The sequence below is a fragment of the Pantoea sp. CS_6 genome, assembly GCF_041954745.1.
Lineage (GTDB): Bacteria > Pseudomonadota > Gammaproteobacteria > Enterobacterales > Enterobacteriaceae > Pantoea > Pantoea stewartii.
In genome coordinates, this window is the sequence record NZ_JAVAYG010000004.1 from 277,208 (window position 1) to 302,731 (window position 25,524).

Genomic DNA, 25,524 nt, shown 5'->3' on the forward strand with positions numbered 1-25,524 from the left:
CCTTACACTTCCAGTGCGGCAGGCTCAGTAGCGTGCGGGCCGACAAACTCCTTCAGCTCATCGATCCGATCGGGTGGCAGCGGTTTGCCAAGCAAATAGCCCTGCAGCGTATTACAGCCAAGCTGGGTCAGAAACGCTTGCTGTTCCGACGTTTCCACGCCCTCTGCCACGACCTTTAACTGCAATGACTGCGCCAGCGCCACAATGGCCGACACAATGGTGGCATCTTCAGAATGATGCTCCAGTTCGTTGACGAAGGCGCGGTCAATTTTCAGCTCACTTGCAGGCAGGCGTTTAAGGTACAACAGGCTGGAATAGCCGGTACCAAAATCATCAATCGAGGCTTTCACGCCCAACTGCGTCAGTTCGGTCAGAATCCGCACGCTTTCATCGGGATTGCGCATGGCGGTGGTTTCGGTCACCTCCAGCGTCAACAGCTCCGCCGGAATCTGGTGTGTCGCCAGTGCCAGCTTAACGGTGTCGATCAGATTGCTTTGCTCAAACTGCAGCGCCGACAGGTTGACCGCGACTGACCACGTCTGATGGCCCTGCAGGTGCCACTGATGCAGCTGGCGACAGGCTTCGTTAATGACCCATCCCCCAATATTCACAATCATGCCAGTTTTTTCCGCTATCGGCAGAAAGCGATCCGGCGACAGCAGGCCATGCTGGGGATGCTGCCAGCGCAGCAACGCTTCGAAGCCCAGAATCGGGCCGTGCGGTGCGCAGTACTTGGGTTGATAAAACAGGCGCAGTTCATCATTGTCCAGCGCATGCCAGAGGTCGTTGTTCAACTGTAACTGGCTCTGTGCCAGCAGATTCATAGAAGGCTGGAAAAAGGTGTAACCGTTTCGGCCATTGTTTTTGGTGTGGTACATCGCGGCATCGGCATTAAACATCAGCTCGCGCTCATCCTCGCCATCACCGGGATAGACAACAATGCCAATGCTCAGTGACACCACCAGATCGTAACGCGAAATGGGGAACGGGCGGTCAACGGCCTTAACCAGCTGATCGGCGACCGCCGCCGCATCATTCGGCTCGGTAATTTCAATCAGCAGTACAAACTCGTCGCCGCCCAGACGTGCCAGCGTGTAGTAGCCTTTCATCTGGTCACTCATTCTTTTGGTGACGCTGATCAACAGGCTGTCACCGATGTGGTGACCAAAGGCATCGTTTACGGCCTTGAAGCCATCAAGGTCCATAAACATCAGCGCAAACTGCGTGCTTTCACGATTCGCTTTATTGATGGCCTGCTCAAGGCGATCTTCGAGCAGAATACGGTTTGGCAACCGGGTCAGGTTGTCGTGCAGCGCCAGTTGTGCCAGCTCACGGTTGGCTTCAGCCAGCGAGCTGGCCAGGATCGAGGTGCGCGCCTGCATACGGGCATCCAGCATGGAAACCAGCAGCGTAATCCCCAGTATGGCGAGGGTTACTACCGTGACGACAATCGCCAGCCAGTTGCTGTTGACGCCGGATGACATCGTATGGCTACCCATCGGGAATTCCGCCGCCATCATGCCGGTATAATGCATGCCGGCAATCGCGGCCCCCATTACGATAGAGGCACACAGCCGCAAGGCGGCAATTCGCCCCTGTGGGCCTTCGCGCAGTTTAAAAGCCAGCCACAGTGCGGCCACCGAGGCCACAAGGGCAACAATGACTGAAGCCGCGACCCAGCCCCACTTCCAGCGAATACCCGGTGAAAGCATCAGCGCGGCCATGCCGGTGTAGTGCATCGCGACAATGCCGCAGCCCAGGACAATCGCGCCGCCCAGCAAGCGGAACAGCGGCAGGTTGCCCTGGCAAACCAGCCACAAGGCGAAGATGGATGCGCACACCGCAATGCCGGCGGACAGCGCCGTCAGCGAGGCGTCGTAACTCATCATCATGTTCAGGTCCATGGACAGCATGCCAATGAAGTGCATGGCCCAAATCCCTATCCCCATGGCAAAGCCACCGCCAAAGAGCCACGCCAGGGCCACTTTACCGGTTGAGGTCGCAACCCGTCCCGCCATATCCAGCGCGGTGAATGAAGCCAGCATCGCCACTAAGACCGAAATGACGACAATGAATGAGTTGTATGAGGCCACTAACATAGTGATTTCCGAATAGCGCCGAACACGCCGCTGTTAAAGAGATGATGAAAAGGAATTTTCGCCTTGTTACCCTTTTATCGGCGCGGGAAACGACTAAATTAGGCTTTTTTAATAGCGCTTTCCGATACCTGCAAGCGTCCGGCTCAATCAATTCTTTTAGCTGGCATATGAGCCGCCGTTTTGCTGCCTGACCACAACGTTATGCCTGCACTGACGACCTTTACCGCACGGGCAGACAGCAGCTATTCAAAGATAGCGCATCTGCCGCTTTTCAGCCTCACATCCCGCATGCGCTTCTTTCTCATACCAAACTGACGGAGACATAACAGCGACACCACAGACAGGCAAAACAGTTCTGCGGCTCTGCGTCTTCAGCCCGTGATCGCCTGTCGATTCGCCGTTGCGGCAGGCAATGTAACAAAATAATAAAAAATTTATCGATGAGTTTCGCCACTTTGCCTGCGCTGATGTATAGTAAAAAAAACTAATATAAATCAGCACCCATTTTTTCTGGGGCGCTGGAGAGAGTGACGGCAGGTTGCTGTTATCTGGCGATTTAATGTTATTTTTTCGAGGTTTTTGCATTATACCATCAGGTGAAAAAGCACTGACCCTAAATAATCAGTAAGGAATGGTTATGAAATTCAAGCTTTTTCTGTTAGCTGCCGGTGTTGCTACCACCCTGCCGTCCGCGACGTTTGCTGCCACTACCACGGGTGCAATTAACGCTACGCTAACATTAACCACGGGATGTCTGGTGAACGGCCAGTCGGCCACCTCTGGCGTCAACTTCGGTTCGTTGAACTTCGGTAGCAGCGCAGCCACCTTTGGTACGTTGAACGCTACGCTGGTCGGCGCGGCGGGTAACGGCATCTATGTGCGCTGTACGACCGGCCAAACGTTTAACGTTCAGGTGACCAGCAGTAACGCAGCACCGGGAACCGTCTACGGTACCGTTTCTTCTGCGCCACGCTACCTGGTGCTGGGCGCCGATAATACTCAAGGCATCGCTTATACCCTCTACAGCGATGCGTCCTTTACGACCGCCATCGCCAACAACACGAATATTGCGCCCAGCGGGACGACCGATCCGACCCTCGGCACCAATTACGCGATCTATGGACGTGTGGTAGGCGGCGGATTTAATCCGGTGATCCCGGCCGGGACTTATACCGACACGATTAACGTTGCCGTGAACTATTAAGTGCCTGTGTTGGCGTAGATGCAGATGACGGTAAGACGGTCACCTGTTTCGTTCACCGCTGGCGGGTTGCTGCTGATCGTGTGTATGAATGGGTGGAGCATTACGACCAGCTCCACAACATTCCAGGTTTCAGCGTCAATCGTGGCAGGTTGCGTGATCTCCGGCACCAATACGGGGATCTTCGGCACGCTCAATTTTGGCACCCAGTCGGGGCTGGCCAGTAGCAGCGTCAGCGCCAGCTATGTTCAAAGTTCCACGATTAACCTGGCCTGCACGCCGGGTACGACGCTGAGTATGACCATCAACGGCGGCAGCAATTACACCACGGCCCGTAACCTGAAGCTGGCGAACAATACCAACACGATTCCTTATTACCTCTACAGCAATGCTGCACACACCACGCCGATTCCGGTGAACACAGCCGTGCCATTGAGTTACAGCAACGCGAACAACATTACGTTACCTATTTACGGCTTGCTGCAATTACCCGGTCCGACAAGCGCCGGGGTTTATTCTGACACCCTCAGCGTCACGCTGACCTGGTGATGAAAAAGGAGCTTTACCATGCCATCCCTGCGTGCCCTGTTTTTTCTGTTCGCTTTTCTGGTGTTGCCTCAGGCTCAGGGTGCAAATTCCGTAATGATTTGGCCCATCGATCCGGCCATCGATCCGGAAGATAAGGCCAGTGAACTGTGGCTGGAAAACCGAGGCAATACTACCACGCTGATGCAGGTGCGCATTTTTGCCTGGCAGCAAACGAACAACCAGGAGCAGTATCAGACCCAGCAGCAGATTGTTGCCAGTCCCCCGTTAGTGCGCATTGAACCGGGGCAAAAGCAACTGGTCCGTCTGATTAAACAGATCCCGCCTGCCGCAGGACAGGAGATGGCCTATCGCGTTGTGCTGGATGAAATCCCCACGCCACGTGCCGTTGGCGATAATCAGGCCGGGCTCAATTTTCAGATGCGCTATTCGGTGCCGCTCTTTGTCTATGGCAACGGTCTGGTGCGCGACAATGCAAAACCCGCCCTGAGCTGGCGTCAGGTGAATGCGGGCGGTAAGCGCTACCTGGAACTGACGAATCGCGGTAACGGCCATGCCCGACTCAGCAATGTCACCATTGGTGGCCAGCGGCTCGGCAACGGCCTCTATGGTTATGTGCTGGCGAACAGCACACAGCGCTTTCCGCTCAGATCCGCCGTCAGCGGTGAACTGCGCGCAGAGACCAACACCGGACAGTGGCGCAGCGCCGCGGCGCAGTAAATCGCAATGAAGCCGTATTCCCCGCATCCCGTTGCGCTCGCCATTGCGAGTCTGTGTTGTCTGGTGCCCACGTTTGTGTGGGCAGAAACGTTTACATCGCTTCCCCCGCCGCCGCCCGTTGACAACGGGGCCACGGGCCAACGCTATATGCTGGAGTTGGTGGTGAATCAGCTGTCACGTGGCGATATTGTGCCCGTGGAGCAACAAAACGGTCACTTCCTGGTGCGGGCAGGCGACTTACAGCGCGCGGGGATCCCGGCGGAGAAGATTCAGGGGCAACAGCAGGTCGATGTGAATCAGCTCGCCGGGGTCAACGTGGAGTACGACGATCGCCGTCAGCGCCTGTTGCTGACCGTGCCGCCCGGCTGGCTGCCTGAACAGACCATTGGTGAGGAAAGGAACGGGTCGCGCTTCCCCGGACGCGTGAGTACCGGGGCGCTGTTCAATTACGATCTCTATGCCACGCGCACCGATGTGGCAGGCACGCGTCTGGCCGCCTTTAATGAGCTGCGCGTGTTTGGTCCCGCCGGACACTTCTCCAGCAATGGCGTTTTACAGCAGCAGCTGGAAGGACAGAATCGCTACCAGAATGACGGCTACATTCGCTACGACACCTGGTGGAGCAATGAAGATGAAAACGCCATCCTGAGCTGGCGGGTGGGGGATCTGACTACCGATGCGCTGTCATGGAGCAGCAGCGTGCGGCTCGGCGGCATCCAGATTGCCCGCGACTTTAGCGTGCGGCCGGATCTGATCACCTATCCCTTGCCTGCCTTTTTTGGCCAGGCGGCGGTGCCGTCAACGGTGGATCTGTTTGTCAATGGCTACCGCTCTACTCAGGCGAATGTCCAGCCTGGCCCCTGGTCGCTCACTAACGTGCCTTTCGTTAACGGTGCCGGTGACGCCGTGATTACAACAACGGATGCGGTGGGTCGTCAGGTCGTCACGACGCTGCCGTTCTATGTGTCCAGTAACTTGCTCAAGCCAGGCCTGTCTGACTACGCCTTTTCAGCCGGTGCGCTTCGGCAAAATTACGGCATCAAAAACGCCGATTACGGTGCGGCCGCGATGAGCGGCTCGTGGCGCTATGGCCTGACAGACTGGCTCACACTGGAAACCCATGGTGAAGGGAGCCGCGATTTGGCCATGGGCGGCGCAGGTGCCCTGTTTAAAGTCGGCAGTTGGGGCGTGATCAACGGAGCCGCCGCACAGAGCCACCTGGACAGCGAGTCGGGCAATCAGTACAGCTGGGGTTATCAATACAACACCAGCCGTTTCAGCCTGGGCACTCAGCATACGGTGCGCAGCGCGGGCTTTGGCAACCTGGCGTTGGTGAGTAGCCAGAGCAACGCCCTCTATGCAGATAACCGCTACAGCCTGGCACGGCGCACGGCGCAGTACACCGCCAGCGTGTCGCTCAATCGCTATGGCAGTCTGGGCGCGGCCTGGATCGACATTGCCAGCGGCGATAACCAGCGTACCCGCCTGTGGAACCTCTCCTGGAGTAAAAATTTGTGGGGCAATGCCAGCCTGTATGTCTCCGCCAGCCGCGACAGAGAGCAGGGAGAATGGAGCGGCGCAGTCTCGCTGGTGATTCCGTTTGGTGAAAACAGTAATGCTTCCCTGAGCGTCGAACGCGATCAACAGGGTCAACAAAGCCAGCGGGCGTATTTATCCCGCGCCATGCCCAGCGATGGCGGATTCGCCTGGGATGCCTCCTGGGCGAACCAGGGCGGCAACAGTGGCGACTATCGCCAGGGCAGTCTGCGTTACCGCAATAACAAGATCGATACCTCTGCCGGCTTCTACGGCGATGACGACAACCTCACCCAGTGGGTCGATGTGTCCGGCTCGGTGGTGTTAATGGACAGCCAGGTGTTTGCCGCTAACACCATTAACGATGCGTTTGTGGTGGTGAAAACCCATTACCCTGACGTGAATGTGCGCTATGAAAATCAGTCGATGGGACGCACCGACCGCCAGGGCTATCTGCTGGTGCCGTCGATCAGCAGCTACTATCCCGCTAAATACGACATCGATACGCTCGATCTGCCCGCCGATATGACGGTGCCCAACGTCGAGCAGCGCTTTGCCGTTAAACGGCAAAGTGGGTTTTTGCTGAACTTCCCGGTCGAGCGGTTGCGCGCCGCCAGCGTGATACTGCATGACGGTCAGGATAAGCCGCTGCCCGTGTCCAGCCAGGTGATTCGGCCGGGACGGGCTACGGGCTATGTGGGTTGGGACGGTATTGTCTGGATGGAAGAACTGGGTGCCACCAATCCCATCCGCGTGATCGCCCCTGATGGTCGCGCCTGCGAAACGATCCTGACGTTGCCTGGCGGTCAGCCGCAGGCACTCAAAACGTATGGCCCGCTTACCTGCCCGTTGCCGCCGCTCCCCAGAGGTGCATCCGTGCCTAATCCCGATAACGCCACTGCCGGAATCACCCCATGAAAACGCTAATGTTGCTGCTTTGCCTGCTGCTGTTACCCTCGCTGAGTTACGCCGCCTGTGCCCTGCCCGCCTCCAGCGCCAGCTTTGGCAGTGTGACCACCTTTGTGGCTAACACCACGGTCAGCAGCACCTCGACCAATGCTGACGTCAACTGCGGGTCCGGCAGCGCGCTGTCGCTGCTGAGCAATAACCAGATCACCTTTCAGCTGACCAGCGCCAGCAATGCCAATGGGACGCGCGGCATCCTCAAACGGAGCGGCGATACCGGCAGCGACAACATTCCGGTGCGGTTATGTACCGACAGCGCCTGTGCCAGTGAGCTCACCATTGGCGGACCTGCGTTTGTCTACAACTCCGCTACCTTAATCAACCTGGCGGGATTGCTGGGTAGCCTCAACTTTGCTATTCCGGTCTATTTACGCACCCTCACCGGGCAAACCGTGGCCGCCGGAACCTACACGGTAACGCTGAATATGACGGTCACCTACAACATCTGTACCAGCGTTTCGGCTGTTGGCCTGTGTCTCACACCGCAAACCGGCAGCGGCGTCATTCCCATTACTGTTACCGTGGTGCTCAGCAACGACTGTACCGCCATCACCGCGCCCAATATCAGCTTTGGCAGCGCACCGCTGGTCGCCAGTTTTGGCAGCGTGTCACAAACCATCAATGTCCTGTGCAGTAAAGGCAGCACCTATACAGTGGGGTTAAGCAACGGCAATAACGCGGTAAGCAGCGTACGTAATATGGCGAGTGGGACGAACCGACTGAGTTACGAGATTTATAAAGGAACGACCAGTAATCGCTGGGGACCGAGTGGCACGGAACGGGTAAGCAGCACGGCGGCGGATACCGTCAGTACCGATGGGCTGACGCGCAGCTACAACTACACTGCGCGTGTCCTCACCACCCAAAATACGCCGCCTGCAGGGAATTATACCGACAGCGTCGTGGTGGATATCGCGTTTTAGAGCGGCGCGCTGACGGGGGTTCCGCTATGGCGGGCGCGATACTGTTTCACCATGCGGCCAATCAGTAATGTCCCGATCAATCCACAAATGGCCGCAAAGGTCAGCCACGCGCCGGGCATCGCCTTATCGCCGCTGGCGTGGATCAGATAGCTGGAAACGGCGGGCGTGAAGCCACCGAACAGCGCCGTGGCCAGGCTGTAAGCCAGCGAGAAACCGGCGGCACGCACCTCAGCGGGCATAATTTCTGCCAGATAAACCACCATCGCGCCGTTGTAGCTGGCGTACAGGAAGGAGAGCCAGAGCTCCGCCGCCAGCAGGTGGCCGAAGCTCGGCGCGCCAACCATCCAGTGCAGCACAGGCCAGGCGGTGGCAATCATCAATACCGTAAACGTCAGCAGCAGCGGACGACGACCTACGCGGTCAGACAGCGCGCCCATCACCGGGAGCCAGAACAGGTTGGAAATCCCCACAAACAGCGTCACCATAAAGGCCTGTTTGTCACTCATCATTAATACGGTCTTGCCGAAGGTTGGCGTGAACGCGGTGATCATGTAAAACATCACCGTGGTGGTCACCACCATCAGCATACCGGCCAGCACCAGTGCCCAGTTGCTGGCGACGGAACGCATAATGTCGGTCATTGATGGATGGTGTTTACGCTGACTAAAGGCTTCGGTCTCTTCCAGCATGCGACGAATATAGAACAGGAAAGGGACGATCAGGCAGCCCACGACAAACGGAATACGCCAGCCCCATTCGGTCACCTCATCATGTGAGAGCAGATGATTCAGCCCCAGCCCCAGCAGAGCCGCGAAGATCACCGCGATTTGCTGGCTACCGGACTGCCAGCTGACAAAGAACCCTTTACGCCCTTTCGGTGCCACTTCGGCCAGATAAACCGAAACGCCGCCCAGTTCTACCCCGGCAGAAAAACCCTGCAATAAGCGACCAAGTAAAATGAGTATCGGTGCGGCAGCACCCAGGGTGGCATAACCCGGTACCAGTGCGATAGTCAGCGTGCCTAACGCCATCAGCCCAAGCGTTAACAGCAGTCCTTTACGACGGCCATGATGGTCAATGTACGCTCCCAGAATAATCGCCCCCAGAGGACGCATCAGAAAGCCGGCACCGAAGGTCATCAGTGTCAGCATTAACGAGGAGAAGGGATCGTCTCCGGGGAAAAAGGTTTTGGAAATGGCCGTGGCGTAGTAGCCAAACACCATAAAATCGTACATTTCAAGGAAGTTACCGCTGGTAACATTGAAAATGGTTCTGGCCGCACCTTTTGGCGGCTTTTGTAAAGTTTCACTATGGCTCATAACTGCTTCCTTGGTTTTTTATCCCTTTTAGCCTGCCAGAGGTGAGATTAATGTGACCTCCATCACCATTGCACTTTACAAACTCTCTGGTTTAAGTAACAAGAAATTAACAGAAGGGTTACAGTAGCATAACTGCCTGCTCGGCGCAGGATTTGCCAGACAAGATGTGGCAAAAATTCAGGCATAAAAAAAGCGCGTCGGGCTGAACGCGCTTTCTTACAAAACAAGGGATAAACGGATGAAGGAGAAACAGGCGAAACGCACTCACTGCAAGGCTGTGCAGGACGGGTTTAGCCTGCGCACATCAACGACGCGTTATTTTTTTACCGTTTCCATCCCCATCAGGCCGATCTTGAGATAACCCGCCGTGCGCAGTTCATCCATCACGCTCATCAGGGTTTCATAATCGACCGATTTGTCGGCCTGGAAGAAAATGGTGGTATCTTTGTTGCCTTGCGTCTGCTGCATCAACACGTTGATAAGCGCGTCCTTGTTCACCTGATCGTTACCTACGTAAAGCTGCTTATCGGCTTTAATCGAGAGATAGACCGGTTTTTCCGGACGCGGTTGCGGCGCACTGGTGGACGCGGGCAGATTCACACGCACATCCACCGTTGCCAGGGGCGCAGCCACCATAAAGATAATCAGCAGTACCAGCATCACGTCGATAAACGGCGTGACGTTGATTTCATGCATTTCACCATCGGTTTCTGAGCTGTCGTTAAATCGCATTGCCATAACGCTTACCCCAGACGCAGTTTTTGCGCGGCGGCAGGACGGCTGACCTCAGGCTGAGCCAGGTTTCCCAGGTCGATATCGCGGCTTTGCAACAGCATGACCTGCGCGGCAACGTCGCCTAAGGAGGCTTTGTAATTAGCGATCATACGGGCAAACACGTTATAAATCACAACCGCCGGAATCGCCGCGACTAAACCAATGGCCGTCGCCAGCAGCGCTTCGGCGATACCCGGTGCCACGACCGCCAGGTTAGTCGTCTGGGTTTTGGCAATACCGATAAAGCTGTTCATGATGCCCCAGACGGTACCAAACAGGCCGACGAAGGGCGCCACCGAGCCAATCGTGGCCAGGAAGCCATTCCCGCGCCCCGCATGACGGCAGAATGCCGCAACCCGACGCTCAAGACGAAACGCAGTGCGTTCTTTAATGCCGCCGGTTTCTTCAACGCCTGCGGACAGGTCCAGCTCGTTTTGCGCATCATGTAACAGCACCGCGCTGTGGCTGGCCGCATGGAAGCTCTGGGCCGCGCGCGCGGCATCATTGAGACTGCGGGCTTCGCCTAATGCCAGCTGTTCACGCTTCAGGCGACGTCTGGCGGCGCTCAGCTCAGCGTACTTCCCGAAGAAAATGGCCCAGGTCACGACTGAGGCCAGTAACAGACCGATCATGACAACCTTCACCACAATATCGGCATGCTGATACATGCCCCACACGGAAAGGTCCGCTTGCATTAAATCACTGGCTACCACGCTGCTTCTCCAACTTCATATACAGGATGCGGAATAAGGGCAAATGATAGCAAAAATCAATCGAATTGATAGTGGTTCTCATTAGTATTTACAATCAAATAGCTGGACATCGCTGGAAGAAGGGATAACGCGTAGCCGTATCTGTTGCACCGTGTTGCCTGTATCCGGACAGTATGCAACGCAGCGATGAGGGCGGTCAGAAACTGCCTGGTCGATGGCTGATGCGCATGGAGAGTGAGTTGATCCGCAGCCCGCCCTGCTGAGCACGCTAACCGCAGACGCAGGGAAAGTGTTTTGTGGCGTTTAATAAGCCATCGGGCGTCATAATGGCGCGAGAAAAATAATTTTATCCGGTCCAGCATCAATCTGAATTTTCATTGTCAGATAAGCCAGCACGTAAAACATTGAGGCCGCCAGTCAAGGTTTGCCTGTTGTAAGTGGCCGTTGCGCAAACATAATGAAAACAGCCGATGAGTAACCTCTTTATCGCCAGCCTGATGACGTTTTTTCGTCGAATAAAGCAGCAGGGCCGCTGTGCTTCACATAACAGGATCGCTGCCTGCAATCGCCACGCTGATCGGCAATCCGTCCGGGCCCATGCGGAAGATGCGTCACTGAGTGCCGGCGCGCGCCGGTCCTCTTTGGTATCTGTACCAGGCGCTGAGGACTCGCCACAAATGCCGGGACGCCCAGCCTCTCTCTGGCTGTCGCGCGTCTTCCTGCTTATCTCACTGCTGTTGCCGGGATCGGGCATGGTTTCACCCTGTTCAGGGGCGTGCTATGCCGCGACGAACACCTTGATTACGTTACACTTCTTCAGGCGCTGCTATGAATCGGGTAAGCCCTCATCCGGTATGGTGAAGTGTTTCAGTCGTCAGCTCCGCACGGTCGCGCTCATTCGCTTTATTCATGCTTCACGCAATGCGGCACCGCCGGGCAAACTGAAGCGTTTTCACTATGCGCATCACGCCGGTAAAAACTCCGTCCGGCCGCCATTCCGTGCAGACAGCGGGGAAGCGCCAACACCGGTAAGTACGTCAACCTCCCCCCTGTTCCAGCCTGATACCTTACTGCGTCAGCGCCCTGCGCAACCGCTGCCGCCCTGCCTGAGTCAGGCAGACAACGCGGCACAGCAAAATCTGTTTGTGCCGCAACGGGACATGGACGCGGGCTTACTGCCCTGTCTGCATTGACGGCGGCTGGGCAGGTTAATGGATATCCCCCGGGCTGACGCCCCAGCGGGAGACGGTGCCGCTGTCCGCGCGCTGACGCTGCTGATAGCGTCCTTTCGCCGCAATCATTGCCACCGTCAGCAAGGCCGGAATCGCTAATACCGCGAAAATCGTGGTAACGCCCCATCCCAGCGCCAGCATTTCCGCGCCCGCCAGCGCACTCAGGATTGCGCCAACGCGCCCGACGCCGTGCATCCAGCTGGAACCGGTTGCCCGCGCCTCGGTGGGATAAAAGCTGGCCGACAGGGCATTCATTCCCGTGTTCGCGCCACCAATGCAAAAGCCTATCATCAGTGCGCAGCCGCCGAGCAACACCGGATGCGTCATCGACAGCCCCATACAAACAGTAAACAGTCCACCCGCACCGTAAATCAGCGATAAGGCACGATGCGATTCAATACGATCCATCAGCCAGCCGGAAAACAGAGAACCGCAGGTGCCGCCAGCCTGGAACAAGGCCGTAATAACCGCCGCCTGAACCACGCTAAAGCCGTTGTCTTTAATCAGCATCGGCAGCCAGCTGCCCAGGGTGTAAAACAGAAACAGTGCGGTGAAATAGGCGCCCCACAGCATCAGGCTGCCGAAGCGGTAGGTGTCATTGAGGACGACTTTCACAGGTTGCGCGTGAGCCCGACTGACCGGGGGCAACGCCACCGTACACTGTTGCAGATCCAGATCCGGGGCCAGTTTCGCCAGGATACGGTGAATTTTTTGGCTGGCCGCGCGCCTGACCACCAGAAAGCAGACCGACTCCGGCAGCGCCCACAGCAGTAACGGCACAAACAGGATCGGCAGGATACCGCCCAGCAACAGCACAGCATGCCAGCCAAAGTGCGGCATCAGCCAGGAGGCGGCGAAACCGCCCAGTGCCGCGCCAAAAGTAAAGCCACAAAAAACGACGGTGATAAGAAAGGCGCGCCGTCTGGCCGGGGCAAACTCTGCCACCAGCGTCCCCACATTCGGCATCGCCGCGCCTAAACCCAGGCCGGTGAGAAAGCGAAACAGGACCATCTGTTCCATATTTTGCGAGAAGGCGGTGATCAGCGTCCACGCGCCAAAAAAGAACACGCTGTTAATGATGACCACTTTTCGGCCCAGCTTATCGGACAGCGGACCCGAGAGCATCGCCCCCAGCGCCAGTCCCACCAGCGCCGCGCTGATAATCAGCCCCAGTTCGCGATTCGTGATCCCCCAGTCTGCTTTTAATTCAGGGGCAATAAACCCCATGATGGCGATATCGAACCCATCAAGCGCGATGATGCAGAAGCCGAACAGCACCACCATCTTTTGCCACATCCCCAGCGGGCGGCTGTCGATTAACGCCCGAACATCAATTGCTTTGCTTTCCGCCACGGTGACTCTCCGGTGAAATAAGTAATGTGCAGTTACTATATGCAGGCGCTGCAGGGCAAGAAATGGCGATAATCGAAATTTTGTGCGTTTATCGCGCAACCTGCGCCCGTGCGGGCAGCTGAAATGCGTTAATGGCTTGTTAAAAATAAGGAATTTTCTGGAAAGTCTGTCTGGACTGTCCGGTGAGGATTGTGAGCGTGATCGGCGTGATGCCAGCAAGGGGAAAGAGAGAAAACGCGGGATTGGGGTAACGGGGCCAGTCAGCCTGGCCCCTGTGAATTACCGCATGGCGGTCAGCCGTACCGGCGCGTTTGCCGCACCGAAGCCGTGATAGCGACGCCGCCGCTCCAGTAATTCAAAGAAAAAGCGCCCTTTTTCATAGGGTTCCGTATAGACGTGAAGCAGCTCTCCGCCCTGTTCATCGCGATCATACATCACGTCAAAGCGCTGTAACTGCGCCAGAAAATCCGGGTCGAGGTCAAAGCGCGCCAGCAGATCCTGATAATAGTTAGCGGGGATGCGCAAAGTTTTCAGGCCGCGTTCGCGGGCGGCTTTTACTGCGCTGAACAGATCGTCGCAACCAAACGCCACGTGCTGTAATCCCGCCCCCTGGTAGGTCGTCAACGCACGGGCGATCTGCGTTTCCCGGCTGACCGACATATTCAACGGCAGACGGATAGCATCATTCGGGCTGCGTAAAACGCGGCTGCGCACCAGCCCAAGCGGATCAGGCAGTTCCCATTCGGTATCCTGAACAAAGCCCGGTACGCTGCGCAGGAACATAATCCAGTTGTCGCGCGTTTCATCCGGCAACGCGATCGCCAGATGATCCAGGGTCTGCATCGCAGGCTGAGGCGCGCTGCGATGCGTTAAATTGAAATCACTGTGGTAACCGTCCTGACCGGCGGGCTCGTCTTCCACCAGATAAATCAGGCTGCCATCCGGCGCGCATAAAGCCGGTATCTGACGTTCATTCGGGCCGGTTTCGCCCTGCCAGATAGCGTAGCCATAATCCTGCGCCCGTTGAATCAGGTTCTCCACGCCGCGTACGCGCCAGGCCACTGCACAGAGGGAAATACCATGCTGATGGTAGTAACCGCTGGCCTGGCTGTCGGGCTGCGCATTCAGAATGACGTTGACCTTGCCGTTGCGATAAAGCGAAACCTGTTTCGAACGGTGCTCGCCCGCGTGCACCAGGCCAAGCTGCGTGAGCCACTGCCCTAACGCCAGCGCATCGTTATGGCTGACGGCAAATTCAATAAACTCCAGTGCCAGCAGCGGCGGCTGAGGCGCTGAGTGAAATAATTCTTCTCCCGCCAGTGAAGCCAGCGCGCTGGGCAGCAGCGGTTGTCTGACCAGCCAGTCGCGGGTTTGCTCCTCCAGCCACAACAGCGATCGGTAGCCGTCCTGCGCCGTCGGCACTACCGGTGAAGCGCGGAATCCGTCGTTAAAAATCTCCAGCGACCAGGCATCGCGATAGCCATGTGCTGACAGCTGCGTCATAAACTGCGTCAGATTCAGTTCCCCCTGGCCGGGGAAGCAGCGGAAGTGACGGCTCCAGGAAAGCACGTCCATTTTCAGCAGCGGCGCATCTGCCAGTTGCACGAACACTATTTTTTCGGGCGGCACGATGTCCAGGCCGTCAAGGCTGTCGCCGCGAGACAAAATATGAAAACTGTCGAGCACAATGCCAAAGGAGGGATGGTCCACCGCTTCCACGCGGGCCCAGGCATCACGCCACAGGCTGACATGTCGGCCCCAGGCCAGCGCCTCATAACCGAGGGTAATACCGTACTGCGCGGCCAGCTCCGCCAGCGCACGCAGATCGCTGACCTGGGTGTTGAAATCATCGCTGCAGTCGGGTGACACATTACTGCATACCAGCATCCGCTGGCAGCCCAGTTGCGTCATCACCTCAAACTTGCGCGCCGCACGGGCCAGATTTTGTGCCAGCCTGTCACGCGGGCCGCCTTCGAAGTCACGGAAGGGCTGGAACAGTAAAATTTCCAGGCCCAGCTCTTCGCACAACTGGCGAATCTCCACGGGTGAGCCGGGATAATAGACTAAATCGTTATCGAAAATTTCGACACCATCAAAGCCGGCGGCGGCGATTGCGCGCAGCTTTTCCGGCAGCGTGCCCGATACCGAGACCGTTGCGACAGAACGTTTCATTATTGCCTCCTGATAAACGGTCACAGGGTGACCTTAAAGCAGCCAGTCAGCAGCGAGGCGTTCTGCTAACGGAGATTGGCAATTGTTATGAACCAGATGGAACATTTCGTCAATGTGACAGGTCATGATTTTTGGTTATGAGTACAGCTACGTTTTTTCACTTTTCTTTTACAAGTTACGCTTCCTACACTCGTTCCTCTGTACGCGAAAAACAAAACAATAAGGATGTTTGGATGAAAAATGACTGGCCCGCCCGTGAACTGGTACACCGTGATTACCGCCATCACCCGCCGGCGCTTGCGCCGTTGTACAAAACCAGCATACTGCGCTCGCCGCGCAATGCGCTGATTTCGCTGCAAAATTCCTTATCGGAAATCACCGCACCGGTGTTCACCCGTCAGGAGCTGGGCCCCCGGGACAGCGATCTGATTCTTAATTATGCGAAGGACGGCCTGCCGATTGGCGAGCGCATCATTGTGCATGGCTACGTGCGCGATGCGTTTGGTCAGCCGGTGCGGAATGCCCTGGTTGAGGTATGGCAGGCCAATGCTGGCGGTCGCTATCGTCATAAAAAAGATCAGTATCTGGCCCCCATCGATCCGAATTTTGGCGGCTGTGGTCGCATGCTGACCGACGACAATGGCTACTACTGCTTTCGGACCATTAAGCCCGGCCCCTATCCCTGGCGTAACCAGGTCAGCGACTGGCGTCCAGCCCATATTCATTTTTCCCTTTCTGGCGAAGCCTTTGCTCAGCGCTTGATTACGCAGATGTATTTTGAGGGCGATCCGCTGGTAGGACGCTGTCCTATCCTGCAGTCGGTAGGCAGCGAAGAAGCCGTCCGCACCCTGATTGCAGAGCTGGATACGCATTCGGCGATTCCCCTGGACTGTCTGGCCTATCGCTTTGATCTGGTATTGCGGGGTCACCGCGCAACCTGGTTCGAAAACCGCACTCAGGGAGCCGCATCATGAAAAACTATCTGCCTGAAACGGCCTCACAAACTGCCGGCCCTTACGTGCACATTGGCCTGGCACCGCATGCCGCGGGCTTTGATATCTTTGAACATAATTTCAGCGAGGTGCTCACGCAGCCGGAAACGCGCGGTGAGCGCATTACCGTTGAAGGCTGTGTTTACGATGGTTCTGGCACGCCGGTGCGCGATGTGCTGATTGAAGTGTGGCAGGCCAATGCCGCCGGGCGCTACCAGCATCCCGCTGACCAGCAGCATGACAAGCCGCTGGATCCGGCGTTTCGCGGCTGGGGGCGCACCTGCTCCGATTTTGACAGCGGCATCTGGCGTTTTGAAACCATCAAGCCCGGCAGCGTGACCGGCCGCGACGGACGTCCCATGGCGCCTCACCTTAACTTATGGATTGTGGCACGAGGTATCAATATCGGCCTGAACACCCGCCTCTATTTTGCCGATGAGCAGGCGGCAAATGCCCGGGATCCGGTGCTGAATCTGATTGAGTGGGAGAAGCGGCGCAACACCCTGCTGGCACACCGTGAACAACGTGGCAGCGAAACGGTTTACCGTTTCGATATCGTTCTGCAGGGCGAAAACGAAACCGTGTTTTTTGATGTCTGACGCTTAACAAACTCGCTACATTGTCCTTGCCGCTGCGGCGGCAAATTCTTACCATGAGCCATGGATAGTGTTTCCCGGTTCAGTCAGCGCGTGCGCCTGCGTCATCTTCACGCTTTTGTTGCCACCGCGCAGCAAGGGACGCTGGGCCGTGCCGCCCGCCAACTGGGTATTACTCAGCCCGCCTTATCGAAAACCCTCAGCGAACTGGAATACCTGACCGGTGAACAACTGCTGGTGCGCAGCCGCCAGGGAACAGCGCTGACCGCCAGCGGGACGCGCTTTCTGCATGACGCCATTCGCATCCTGGATGCACTTACGCTGGTCGATCAGGTCATGCGTCCGGACAGCGCGCCACCTCTCGCGCCTCTGCATATCGGTGCCTTGCCGACCGCCATCGGCAGCGTGGTTGCGCCGGTGCTGGCCAGCCTGCAGCAGCACTATCCGGGCTGGCGTATACAGGTCACTACGCTTTCGAACGACGCGCTGCTGATGGCGATAAAGTCGGGGCTAATGACGCTGGGAATCGGACGGATGGCGGAACCGGTTCTGATGGACGGTCTGAACTTTGAACTGTTGTATCTGGAAACACTGCGTCTGGTCGTGGCCCCGCACCATCCCTTGCTGCATGCGGGCGTGACCCTGGCAGAAGCGCTCAGTTGGCCGTTGATCCTTTCGCCACGCGGCACCGTACCGCGTCAAAATGCGGAATCGCTGATGACCAGCCATGGGCTGACCCTGCCCGAAGGCGCGGTAGAAACCCTGTCAACGACGCTGGCGCGGCGGCTGACGCAAAACCACGGTTACGTCTGGCTGGTGCCTTACGGCGCGGTGCGCGACGACTTAACGAGTAATCAGCTTCGGGCTCTGCCGCTGCCGAACCAGGGCATGGCCGAAGCGGTGGGCATCCTGACCCGTCAGCAGCATACACCGCCCCCTGAACAACAACATCTGGTGGCGGCATTGCGTCAGCGGGTGCTGGATGTCCCGGTCTGACACCGCGATTTAACGGGCACTATCCCGCTCGTCGAAAATGCTTTGCGCCAGGTGGAAGGCCGCGTTCGCCGCAGGCAGGCCACAATACAGCGCGGCATGCATCAGCACCTCTTTGATCTCATCCCGACTGACCCCGTTGTTAAATGCGGCCCGCAGATGCATTTTCAGTTCGGCTTCACGGTTAAGCGCAATCAGCATACCGATGGTGATCAGGCTGCGCGTGTGGCGCGACAAACCGGGCCGGGTCCAGATCTCCCCCCAGGCGTAACGACTGATGAAGTGTTGAAATTCGTCGTTCAGAGGGGACAGATTCTCCAAAGTGCGCTCCACATGCGCGTCACCGAGTACCGCGCGGCGCACCGTCATTCCCTGCTGATAACGCTGCTGCTGCGTCAGTTGCGCGTCAATAAACGGCTGCAGGGCACGATTAAACGCCAGCCACACCTCCACACTGGAGAGATGCGACGCAGGCAACACCACCAGCTGCGCGCCGTGGATGTGCGCCACCATGGCTTCTGCGTCGGCCACCGTCGTCACGGCATCGTCCCGCCCCGCAATGACCAGCACAGGAAGATGAATGGCCGCCAGTTCGTGACGTAAATCTGCGGCAGCCAGCGCATCGCAGCAGTCCGCATAACTTTCTGCATCACAGGCACGCAGTTGCGTGAGCAACGCCTGCACGGTGGCGGGTGCCCGTTCGCTGAACGCCGGCGTAAACCAGCGTGCGGCGGCCCCGTCAGCAATCGCCGCCATACCGTACTGACGCACCTGCGCTGCGCGCTGCTGCCAGGCCGCAGACTCACCGATCTTCGCGGCGCTGTTGGCGACCGTGAGCGTGATCAGGCGATGAGGATGGAAACGGGCCAGCCAGAGCCCGGTCAGCCCGCCCATCGAAATGCCGCAAAAATGCACCCTGTCGATAGCCAGCTTATCCAGCAGCGACAGCACCGCCCTCCCCAGCTGTTCCAGCGAACGGGTTTGTCCGTTCGGTGCCGAGGCACCGTGCCCCGGGACATCGTAACGCAGAATGCGATAATGACCGATCAGCGCATCGCGCTGGGGCTGCCACATGTCTGCCGCCGTTCCTAAGGAGTTGCTGAATAACACCACCGGAGCATCGTCTGGCCCCTCAAGGATGTAATGAAGTGTCATGATTCCCTCGCCGCCGCTAAAACCTGTTGAATAAAGCGCGCCGCACTGCCCGTGGCATTGGCCGGGTCGAGCAGCGCCTCCAGCGTTGAATGACTCAGGCGCGTTCTGACCGTTTCATCCGCGCTCAGTACGGACAACAAACTCTGCTGTGTGTCCAGCGCCCGGCGGCAGCACTGCTCAATATGATGGTGCGCCTGCTGGCGTCCCATCTCGTTCGCCAGCGCCAGCGTGACCGCTTCCGCCATAATTAATCCCTGCGTCAGGCCAAGGTTACGTTGCATGGCATCTTCATGCACCTCCAGCCCGTCGATCAGTTCCGTGCTATGGGCCAGCGCCGCGCCGCTTAATATGATCAGTTGCGGCAGGCTCTGCCACTCGGCCTGCCAGCCACCCAGCGCACGCTCGTGTTCCTGCACCATCCCGGCATACAGACCGGACATCAGCGCCGGTACCCGATTGGCCGCGCTGAGAATGGCGGCGCACAATACCGGGTTACGTTTATGCGGCATGGTTGAGGAGCCGCCCCGCCCTGCCGCCTGAGGTTCGCTGATCTCCCCTACCTCGCTCTGCATCAGCAGCGACATATCCCGCGCCAGCTTGCCCAGCGTCCCGGTCAGGCCGGCATACCAGCCTGCCAGCTCGGTAAGCCTGTCGCGCTGAGCATGCCAGGGCGTGGCGCTACGCGGCAAATTCAGCGCCTCGGACAGTGCCTGCTCGACCTGCTCGCCTTTATCGCCCAGCGAGGCCAGCGTGCCTGCCGCCCCGCCAAACTGCAACGCCAGTACCCGCGGCTGCATCGCCCTGAGGCGTTGTCGATCGCGTACCAGGGCGTCCAGCGTGCCTGCCAGCTTCAGCCCAAGGGTAACGGGCAAGGCATGTTGCAACCACGTGCGTCCGACCATCAGCGTTTTGCTGTGCCGTTCGCACTGCGCGCTCAGCACGGCAATCAGCCGATCCAGCAGCGTAGCCGTACCGCTGAGCGCCGCGCGCAGTTGCAGCATCAGTCCGCTGTCGATTGCGTCCTGGCTGGTTGCGCCCCAGTGGACATAGCGCGCCGCCTCGGGCGATCGGGCAGCCACCAAAGCGGTCAATTGTTTGACGAGGGGAATCGCCAGGTTGCCGGCCAGCCCTGCGGCCTGGGTCAGCGCAGCGGCATCGATCGCGTCGGCACGGCAGCAGTCCTGAATGATCTGCGCAGATTCGCGGTCCATCAGCCCCGCACTGGCAAGTGCCTGTGCCAGGCCAGCTTCAAAATCCAGCATCCCCTGCAGCAGCGCCGTATCGCTGAAGCCCTCACTGAGAGGAGAAGCCATAAACATGGCGCGGTAAAGAGACATTGATTATACCCGTTCCAGAATAAGTGCGATTCCCTGCCCGACACCGACGCACATGGTGCAGAGTGCGTAACGTCCTCCGGTGCGCCGCAGGTGATAGGCCGCGGTCATGGCCAGCCTTCCACCGGATGCGCCGAGCGGATGGCCCAGCGCTATTGCGCCGCCGTTAGGGTTCACCTGCGCGGCATCGTCGGCCAGCCCGAGCGCCCGCGTCACAGCCAGCGCCTGGGCAGCAAACGCTTCATTTAATTCGATTACGTCCATTTGTGCCAGCGTCAGGCCACTCTGGGCCAGCACTTTGCGTACCGCAGGTACGGGACCATAACCCATGATACGCGGTTCAACACCGCAGGCAGCCATCGCGACCACACGCACCAGCGGCGTGAGGCCGTGGGCGGCAACCGCGTTTTCACTGGCGAGTAATAAGGCGCAGGCCCCGTCATTGATGCCCGAGGCGTTGCCTGCCGTCACGCTGCCGTCCGGCGTCACGACGCCTTTTAATCCCGCCAGCGCCGCCAGGGAGGTACTGCGCGGATGCTCATCGCAGGCAACAGTGATAGCTTCCCCTTTGCGCTGCGGGAGAGTGACGGTCATCAGCTCGTCACTGAACAGTCCCATCTCCTGCGCACGCGCGGTACGAAGCTGGCTGCGTAACGCAAAGGCATCCTGATCGGCGCGGCTGATAGCAAAATCGCGTGCCACGTTTTCCGCCGTTTCCGGCATGGTTTCAATGCCAAAGCGGGCGCGCATCTGCGGGTTGATGAAACGCCATCCCATGGTGGTGTCTTCCATTTTCAGGCTGCGACTAAACGCGCTTTCTGCTTTTCCGGTCACGAAGGGCGCGCGCGACATACTCTCTACGCCGCCTGCGATCATGACCTCGGCTTCGCCGCATTTTATTGCCCTGGCCGCCATGCCGATGGCATCCAGCCCCGAACCGCAAAGACGATTGATCGTCGTGCCAGGCACGCTGGACGGCAGCCCGGCCAGTAACAGGGCCATACGCGCCACGTTACGATTGTCTTCGCCTGCCTGATTGGCGCAGCCATAGATCACATCATCGATCGCCTGCGCGACAGAAGCAGGCTGACGGGCAAGCAGCGCCGCCAGCGGTAAGGCCGCCAAATCGTCTGCCCGAATTCCCGCGAGCGCGCCGCCATAACGGCCAAATGGCGTGCGGAGCGCATCACAAATAAAAGCCTGTTGCATTCGCGGTTCCTCAGGCGGTGGTCGCCAGTTCAGGTTGCAGTAAACGCACCGGCGTGACCGCCTGGAGCGCCTCGAAACTCAGTCCGGGGCAGCACTCGACCACCAGCGGACCGTCCGGCGTAATATCAATCACGGCCATATCCGTATAGATCCGGCTGACGCACCCCAGCCCGGTGAGCGGATAGCTGCACTGCTTCACCAGCTTGCATTCCCCTTTTTTCGTCAGGTAGTCCATCATCACGTAAACCTTGCGCGCGCCAATGGCGAGATCCATGGCGCCGCCGACAGCAGGAATTGCATCCTGCGCACCGGTACTCCAGTTCGCCAGATCGCCGCTGACGGATACCTGGTACGCGCCCATGACGCAGATATCCAGATGCCCGCCACGCATCATGGCAAAGGAGTCGCCATGATGGAAAAAGCAGCCGCCCGGCAGCAGGGTTACCAGCTCTTTTCCGGCATTGATCAGCTCCGGATCGGCGTCTTCCGGCGCAGGCGCTGGCCCCATGCCGAGCAGTCCGTTTTCGCTGTGCAAAAAGATTTCTTTGTCCGCAGGCAGATAGTTCGCAATGCGGGTCGGCAGGCCAATCCCCAGGTTAACGTAAGCCCCTTCCGGAATATCGCGCGCCACGCGCTGTGCCAGTTGGTCACGGGTGAGTTTTTGCATTGCCGACTCCTCAGGCTGAAACGGTCAGGGTAACGGGATGGGGAACGCACACCAGGCGCTGGACAAAAATGCCCGGCGTGACGACGTTTTCAGGATCGAGCTGGCCCAGCGGCACCAGCTCTGCTACCTGGGCAATGGTCGTGGTGGCGGCCATTGCCATCACGGGGCCAAAATTCCGCGCCGCTTTGCGGTACACCAGGTTGCCCCAGCGGTCGCCCTGATGAGCTTTGATAAGCGCGAAATCGGCTTTGAGCGGTTTTTCGAACACGTAATGGCGGCCATCGATTTCCCGCGTTTCCTTGCCTTCCGCCAGCGGCGTGCCAAAGGCGGTGGGGGTGAAAATGCCGCCTAAACCGCTGCCTGCGGCCTGCATCCTGGCGGCAAGGTTGCCCTGTGGCACCAGCTCCAGTTCAATCTCTCCACGACGATAGCGTTCATCGAATACCCAGGAGTCAACCTGGCGCGGAAATGAACAAATCATTTTGTCAACGCGGCCTGCCTTAAGCAGCGCGGCCAGGCCGCTGTGACCGTTGCCAGCGTTATTGCTGATTACCGTCAGCCCGCGAGCGCCGCTTTCGATCAACGCATCGATCAGTTCCAGCGGCTGACCGGCAGGTCCAAATCCGCCAATCATGATGCTGGCCCCGTCCGGGATGACCGCCACGGCCTCTGCCAGTGTTGCCACACTTTTATTGATCATTAGCTGTTCCTTTAGACCGGCATCAGCCGGTTAGTAGTGAATAGCCAAAAAGTAGATCGCTCTGTGAGCGCAAACAATACCGATTATCGAAATAGTGTGCGATTATCGGTCACTGGCAAAACCAAATGGCACAATGTGATCGTTCGCACAGTTGCAGGACGATCCTGTTAATCTCGGGAGAAAAGCATGATGGATGACGATCAGACGCTGCGCGGCAGCAGCGATCCCTGGAAAGGGGATCCGAACTTTATGGCTTCACTGGCGCGTGGGCTGGAGGTCTTGCAGGCATTCACCCCACAGCGACGCGTGATGTCCGTGTCGCAAATCAGTCAGCGCACCGGTATTCCGCGCGCAGCCGTGCGGCGCTGTCTGTACACCCTGAGTAAGCTGGGTTTTGTCTACGCCGAAGATGGTAAAAACTTTGAACTGCGTCCGCGCGTGCTCACTCTGGGTCATAACTGGCTGGGCGCCACGCCGCTCGCCAGCGCCTCACAGCCGGTTTTACGCCAGCTGAGCCAGACGCTGAACGAGTCCTGCTCGATGGCGGTGCTGGACGGGGATGACATTCTCTATATCGCCCGCGCGTCCGCGTCGCGCATCATGACGATCGACCTGCATATCGGCAGTCGTCTGCCCGCCAGTACCACCTCCATGGGCAGAGTGCTGCTGAGCGGGCTTGCCGCTGAGCCATTGAACGACTATCTGGCGCGGCTGACCCAGCTGCGTTATACCAGCCACACGCTGGTCAGCAGCAGCGCACTGCGTGAAGAACTGACCCGCGTCCGGCAGCAGGGTTACGCCATTAACGATCAGGAACTGGAAATCGGTCTGCGTTCGCTTGCCGTGCCGCTTTGTGGCGCCGACGGACGCATCGTGGCCGCTCTGAACGTCGGCGTCCATGCCGGACAGGTTTCTGCGGATACGCTGCGTCAACACCATTTGCCGCTACTGCAGGAGGCCGCACGGGAAATCTCCCTGTTGCTGCGCGAATAATCTGTGTTGCCCCTCAACGTCATCGCCGAATTCGTGCTAACGTGAAGGCTCAGGTGCAAGCGGCAAGGCAGGGAGTTCATGACCACAAAAAAAATTGATACCACACTCGTCAGCGCAGGACGCGATAAACGTTATACCCAGGGTTCGGTGAATGCGGTCATTCAGCGAGCCTCGTCGCTGGTTTTCGATACCGTTGCGGAGAAAAAACGCGCGACCGCAGGGCGGGCAAAGGGCGAACTGTTTTATGGTCGTCGTGGCACGCTGACCCACTTTGCCTTGCAGGACGCCATGACAGAGCTGGAAGGCGGCGCGGGCTGTGTGCTGTATCCTTGCGGCGCCGCAGCGGTCTCTAACGCTATTCTGGCGTTTGTTGAAGCAGGCGATCATGTGCTGATGAGCGGCGCGGTGTATGAACCAACCCAGGATTTCTGCACCAAAATCCTTGCTAAACTTCAGGTCTCCACCACCTGGTTTGATCACGGCATCGGCGATGCGATCGCCACCCTGATTCAGCCCAACACGCGCGTGGTGTTCCTGGAGTCGCCCGCCTCCATCACGATGGAAGTGCAGGACGTCCCCGCCATTGTGGCGGCGGTGCGCGCAAAAGCACCGGACGCGATTATTATGATCGACAACACCTGGGCGGCGGGCGTGCTGTTTCGTCCTCTAGCGCTGGGCGTGGATATTTCGATTCAGGCTGGCACCAAATACCTGATTGGTCACAGCGATGCCATGATTGGGACCGCCGTCGCTAATGCCCGCTGCTGGGATCAACTGCGCGAGAACAGCTACCTGATGGGGCAGATGGTGGATGCCGATACCGCCTACATGGCCAGCCGGGGGTTACGTACGCTGGGCGTACGTCTGCGGCAGCATGAAGAAAGTGCACTTCAGGTCGCGGAATGGCTGGCCGCCCGCCCGGAGGTCGCCAGAGTGAATCATCCGGCGCTGCCCTCATGCCCCGGTCACGCCTTCTGGCAACGCGACTTCAGCGGCAGCAGCGGATTATTTTCGTTTGTGCTGAAGGAAAAACTGAGCCGCGAGCAGTTAGCGATGTATCTTGATCATTTTCAGCACTTTAGCATGGCGTACTCATGGGGCGGTTATGAGTCGCTGATTTTAGCCAGTCAACCCGAAGAGCTGGCGGCTATTCGCCCGGCGGGCGGCATTGATTTCAGCGGTACGCTGGTACGGCTGCACATCGGTCTGGAACATGTGGATGATTTACTGGTTGATCTTGACGCGGGTTTTGCACGCCTGACGCGCTAAAAGAGTAAACCTGATATAAACCAGATACAGACCCGTGTGATATATCGACAGGCCACAGCCAG

23 protein-coding genes and 1 pseudogene are annotated in these 25,524 nt (G+C 58.1%); 11 read left to right on the forward strand and 13 right to left on the reverse strand.

Annotated features, from left to right (window positions below; genetic code table 11):
• Positions 1 to 2 precede the first annotated feature (2 nt).
• Both RAC90_RS08495 and RAC90_RS08500 read right to left on the reverse strand, forming a co-directional pair.
• Positions 3 to 2,099, reverse strand: coding sequence for a bifunctional diguanylate cyclase/phosphodiesterase (locus tag RAC90_RS08495; protein ID WP_033739769.1), 2,097 nt, complete (start codon positions 2,097 to 2,099; stop codon positions 3 to 5).
• A 246-nt stretch (positions 2,100 to 2,345) separates the two neighbouring features.
• Complete coding sequence (locus RAC90_RS08500; protein ID WP_375124230.1) at positions 2,346 to 2,684, reverse strand: hypothetical protein; 339 nt, start codon at positions 2,682 to 2,684, stop codon at positions 2,346 to 2,348.
• 52 nt (positions 2,685 to 2,736) lie between these two features.
• On the opposite strand from RAC90_RS08500, the gene RAC90_RS08505 reads away from it, so the two are divergent.
• From RAC90_RS08505 to RAC90_RS08525, 5 genes are read left to right on the forward strand one after another with little or no spacing between them, the layout of a single operon-like run.
• Positions 2,737 to 3,303, forward strand: coding sequence for a spore coat protein U domain-containing protein (locus RAC90_RS08505; protein ID WP_006118158.1), 567 nt, complete (start codon positions 2,737 to 2,739; stop codon positions 3,301 to 3,303).
• A gap of 24 nt (positions 3,304 to 3,327) precedes the next feature.
• Positions 3,328 to 3,849 carry a spore coat U domain-containing protein gene (locus RAC90_RS08510; RefSeq protein WP_006118159.1) on the forward strand — a complete coding sequence of 174 codons (522 nt, stop codon included), beginning with the start codon at positions 3,328 to 3,330 and terminating at the stop codon, positions 3,847 to 3,849.
• An 18-nt stretch (positions 3,850 to 3,867) separates the two neighbouring features.
• The gene (locus tag RAC90_RS08515) at positions 3,868 to 4,566 is read left to right on the forward strand and encodes a molecular chaperone (RefSeq protein ID WP_006118160.1); all 699 of its coding nucleotides are present in this window, start codon (positions 3,868 to 3,870) and stop codon (positions 4,564 to 4,566) included.
• A 6-nt stretch (positions 4,567 to 4,572) separates the two neighbouring features.
• Positions 4,573 to 7,020 carry a fimbria/pilus outer membrane usher protein gene (locus RAC90_RS08520; protein ID WP_162285898.1) on the forward strand — a complete coding sequence of 816 codons (2,448 nt, stop codon included), beginning with the start codon at positions 4,573 to 4,575 and terminating at the stop codon, positions 7,018 to 7,020.
• Complete coding sequence (locus tag RAC90_RS08525) at positions 7,017 to 7,991, forward strand: spore coat U domain-containing protein (protein ID WP_006118161.1); 975 nt, start codon at positions 7,017 to 7,019, stop codon at positions 7,989 to 7,991. Before RAC90_RS08520 ends, RAC90_RS08525 begins: the two co-directional genes overlap by 4 nt.
• On the opposite strand, the gene RAC90_RS08530 is transcribed toward RAC90_RS08525, so the two are convergent.
• The 3 genes from RAC90_RS08530 to exbB form a co-directional block, all read right to left on the reverse strand.
• A complete protein-coding gene (locus RAC90_RS08530) occupies positions 7,988 to 9,310 on the reverse strand; it encodes an MFS transporter (RefSeq protein ID WP_375124231.1) in 1,323 nt (440 codons plus the stop codon). The two genes, RAC90_RS08525 and RAC90_RS08530, sit on opposite strands and share 4 nt — an antisense overlap.
• A gap of 315 nt (positions 9,311 to 9,625) precedes the next feature.
• Positions 9,626 to 10,048, reverse strand: coding sequence for a TonB system transport protein ExbD (gene exbD / locus RAC90_RS08535; protein ID WP_006118163.1), 423 nt, complete (start codon positions 10,046 to 10,048; stop codon positions 9,626 to 9,628).
• A 5-nt stretch (positions 10,049 to 10,053) separates the two neighbouring features.
• Complete coding sequence (gene exbB, locus RAC90_RS08540) at positions 10,054 to 10,779, reverse strand: tol-pal system-associated acyl-CoA thioesterase (RefSeq protein ID WP_199227862.1); 726 nt, start codon at positions 10,777 to 10,779, stop codon at positions 10,054 to 10,056.
• Positions 10,780 to 11,474: 695 nt separating this feature from the next.
• Here exbB and RAC90_RS08545 point away from each other — a divergent pair.
• On the forward strand, positions 11,475 to 11,990 hold the full coding sequence (locus RAC90_RS08545; RefSeq protein ID WP_239001149.1) for a hypothetical protein: 516 nt from the start codon (positions 11,475 to 11,477) through the stop codon (positions 11,988 to 11,990).
• A gap of 15 nt (positions 11,991 to 12,005) precedes the next feature.
• Here RAC90_RS08545 and RAC90_RS08550 read toward each other — a convergent pair whose 3' ends face one another.
• Positions 12,006 to 13,382: an aromatic acid/H+ symport family MFS transporter gene (locus tag RAC90_RS08550; protein ID WP_162285897.1), complete on the reverse strand. Its 1,377-nt coding sequence runs from the start codon at positions 13,380 to 13,382 to the stop codon at positions 12,006 to 12,008.
• Positions 13,383 to 13,661: 279 nt separating this feature from the next.
• Entirely contained in the window at positions 13,662 to 15,554 is a 1,893-nt protein-coding gene (locus RAC90_RS08555; RefSeq protein WP_162285896.1) for a bifunctional sugar phosphate isomerase/epimerase/4-hydroxyphenylpyruvate dioxygenase family protein, read from the reverse strand.
• Between the two features lie 233 nt (positions 15,555 to 15,787).
• On the opposite strand from RAC90_RS08555, the gene pcaH reads away from it, so the two are divergent.
• From pcaH to RAC90_RS08570, 3 genes are read left to right on the forward strand one after another with little or no spacing between them, the layout of a single operon-like run.
• The gene (pcaH, locus tag RAC90_RS08560) at positions 15,788 to 16,528 is read left to right on the forward strand and encodes a protocatechuate 3,4-dioxygenase subunit beta (protein ID WP_033739780.1); all 741 of its coding nucleotides are present in this window, start codon (positions 15,788 to 15,790) and stop codon (positions 16,526 to 16,528) included.
• Positions 16,525 to 17,145 carry a protocatechuate 3,4-dioxygenase subunit alpha gene (gene pcaG / locus RAC90_RS08565; protein WP_033739781.1) on the forward strand — a complete coding sequence of 207 codons (621 nt, stop codon included), beginning with the start codon at positions 16,525 to 16,527 and terminating at the stop codon, positions 17,143 to 17,145. The genes pcaH and pcaG overlap by 4 nt, the downstream gene beginning before the upstream one ends.
• 60 nt (positions 17,146 to 17,205) lie before the next feature.
• On the forward strand, positions 17,206 to 18,138 hold the full coding sequence (locus RAC90_RS08570; protein WP_162285894.1) for a LysR substrate-binding domain-containing protein: 933 nt from the start codon (positions 17,206 to 17,208) through the stop codon (positions 18,136 to 18,138).
• A gap of 9 nt (positions 18,139 to 18,147) precedes the next feature.
• Here RAC90_RS08570 and pcaC read toward each other — a convergent pair whose 3' ends face one another.
• The 6 genes and pseudogenes from pcaC to RAC90_RS08600 all read right to left on the reverse strand — a co-directional run bounded on the left by pcaC (position 18,148) and on the right by RAC90_RS08600 (position 23,200).
• A complete protein-coding gene (gene pcaC / locus RAC90_RS08575; protein WP_226374744.1) occupies positions 18,148 to 18,534 on the reverse strand; it encodes a 4-carboxymuconolactone decarboxylase in 387 nt (128 codons plus the stop codon).
• Positions 18,535 to 19,290: pseudogene (pcaD, locus tag RAC90_RS08580) on the reverse strand (3-oxoadipate enol-lactonase); the annotation flags it as partial.
• Positions 19,287 to 20,627 (reverse strand): 3-carboxy-cis,cis-muconate cycloisomerase, encoded by a 1,341-nt coding sequence (locus tag RAC90_RS08585; protein WP_375124232.1) that lies wholly within the window; start codon positions 20,625 to 20,627, stop codon positions 19,287 to 19,289. The gene RAC90_RS08585 and the pseudogene pcaD, both read right to left, overlap by 4 nt.
• 3 nt (positions 20,628 to 20,630) lie before the next feature.
• Complete coding sequence (pcaF, locus tag RAC90_RS08590; protein ID WP_375124233.1) at positions 20,631 to 21,833, reverse strand: 3-oxoadipyl-CoA thiolase; 1,203 nt, start codon at positions 21,831 to 21,833, stop codon at positions 20,631 to 20,633.
• A 10-nt stretch (positions 21,834 to 21,843) separates the two neighbouring features.
• The gene (locus RAC90_RS08595; protein WP_033739788.1) at positions 21,844 to 22,500 is read right to left on the reverse strand and encodes a 3-oxoacid CoA-transferase subunit B; all 657 of its coding nucleotides are present in this window, start codon (positions 22,498 to 22,500) and stop codon (positions 21,844 to 21,846) included.
• 10 nt (positions 22,501 to 22,510) lie between these two features.
• The gene (locus RAC90_RS08600; protein WP_375124234.1) at positions 22,511 to 23,200 is read right to left on the reverse strand and encodes a 3-oxoacid CoA-transferase subunit A; all 690 of its coding nucleotides are present in this window, start codon (positions 23,198 to 23,200) and stop codon (positions 22,511 to 22,513) included.
• Positions 23,201 to 23,386: 186 nt separating this feature from the next.
• Between RAC90_RS08600 and RAC90_RS08605 the strand changes: the two genes are divergently transcribed.
• Both RAC90_RS08605 and metC read left to right on the forward strand, forming a co-directional pair.
• Positions 23,387 to 24,193, forward strand: a complete 807-nt coding sequence (locus RAC90_RS08605; RefSeq protein ID WP_039342159.1) for an IclR family transcriptional regulator C-terminal domain-containing protein — start codon at positions 23,387 to 23,389, stop codon at positions 24,191 to 24,193.
• A 78-nt stretch (positions 24,194 to 24,271) separates the two neighbouring features.
• Complete coding sequence (gene metC / locus RAC90_RS08610; protein ID WP_133745626.1) at positions 24,272 to 25,462, forward strand: cystathionine beta-lyase; 1,191 nt, start codon at positions 24,272 to 24,274, stop codon at positions 25,460 to 25,462.
• Positions 25,463 to 25,524 lie beyond the last annotated feature (62 nt).

Coding starts and splice junctions, on each gene's coding strand:
- RAC90_RS08500 (WP_375124230.1), bottom strand. CDS start 2,684: ATGCAAAAACCTCGAAAAAATAACATTAAATCGCCAGATAACAGCAAC.
- RAC90_RS08510 (WP_006118159.1), top strand. CDS start 3,328: ATGACGGTAAGACGGTCACCTGTTTCGTTCACCGCTGGCGGGTTGCTG.
- exbB (WP_199227862.1), bottom strand. CDS start 10,779: ATGCAAGCGGACCTTTCCGTGTGGGGCATGTATCAGCATGCCGATATT.
- RAC90_RS08495 (WP_033739769.1), bottom strand. CDS start 2,099: ATGTTAGTGGCCTCATACAACTCATTCATTGTCGTCATTTCGGTCTTA.
- RAC90_RS08600 (WP_375124234.1), bottom strand. CDS start 23,200: ATGATCAATAAAAGTGTGGCAACACTGGCAGAGGCCGTGGCGGTCATC.
- RAC90_RS08555 (WP_162285896.1), bottom strand. CDS start 15,554: ATGAAACGTTCTGTCGCAACGGTCTCGGTATCGGGCACGCTGCCGGAA.
- RAC90_RS08530 (WP_375124231.1), bottom strand. CDS start 9,310: ATGAGCCATAGTGAAACTTTACAAAAGCCGCCAAAAGGTGCGGCCAGA.
- RAC90_RS08525 (WP_006118161.1), top strand. CDS start 7,017: ATGAAAACGCTAATGTTGCTGCTTTGCCTGCTGCTGTTACCCTCGCTG.
- pcaG (WP_033739781.1), top strand. CDS start 16,525: ATGAAAAACTATCTGCCTGAAACGGCCTCACAAACTGCCGGCCCTTAC.
- pcaF (WP_375124233.1), bottom strand. CDS start 21,833: ATGCAACAGGCTTTTATTTGTGATGCGCTCCGCACGCCATTTGGCCGT.
- exbD (WP_006118163.1), bottom strand. CDS start 10,048: ATGGCAATGCGATTTAACGACAGCTCAGAAACCGATGGTGAAATGCAT.
- metC (WP_133745626.1), top strand. CDS start 24,272: ATGACCACAAAAAAAATTGATACCACACTCGTCAGCGCAGGACGCGAT.
- RAC90_RS08545 (WP_239001149.1), top strand. CDS start 11,475: ATGCCGGGACGCCCAGCCTCTCTCTGGCTGTCGCGCGTCTTCCTGCTT.
- RAC90_RS08605 (WP_039342159.1), top strand. CDS start 23,387: ATGATGGATGACGATCAGACGCTGCGCGGCAGCAGCGATCCCTGGAAA.
- RAC90_RS08515 (WP_006118160.1), top strand. CDS start 3,868: ATGCCATCCCTGCGTGCCCTGTTTTTTCTGTTCGCTTTTCTGGTGTTG.
- pcaH (WP_033739780.1), top strand. CDS start 15,788: ATGAAAAATGACTGGCCCGCCCGTGAACTGGTACACCGTGATTACCGC.
- RAC90_RS08505 (WP_006118158.1), top strand. CDS start 2,737: ATGAAATTCAAGCTTTTTCTGTTAGCTGCCGGTGTTGCTACCACCCTG.
- RAC90_RS08520 (WP_162285898.1), top strand. CDS start 4,573: ATGAAGCCGTATTCCCCGCATCCCGTTGCGCTCGCCATTGCGAGTCTG.
- RAC90_RS08585 (WP_375124232.1), bottom strand. CDS start 20,627: ATGTCTCTTTACCGCGCCATGTTTATGGCTTCTCCTCTCAGTGAGGGC.
- RAC90_RS08570 (WP_162285894.1), top strand. CDS start 17,206: ATGGATAGTGTTTCCCGGTTCAGTCAGCGCGTGCGCCTGCGTCATCTT.
- RAC90_RS08595 (WP_033739788.1), bottom strand. CDS start 22,500: ATGCAAAAACTCACCCGTGACCAACTGGCACAGCGCGTGGCGCGCGAT.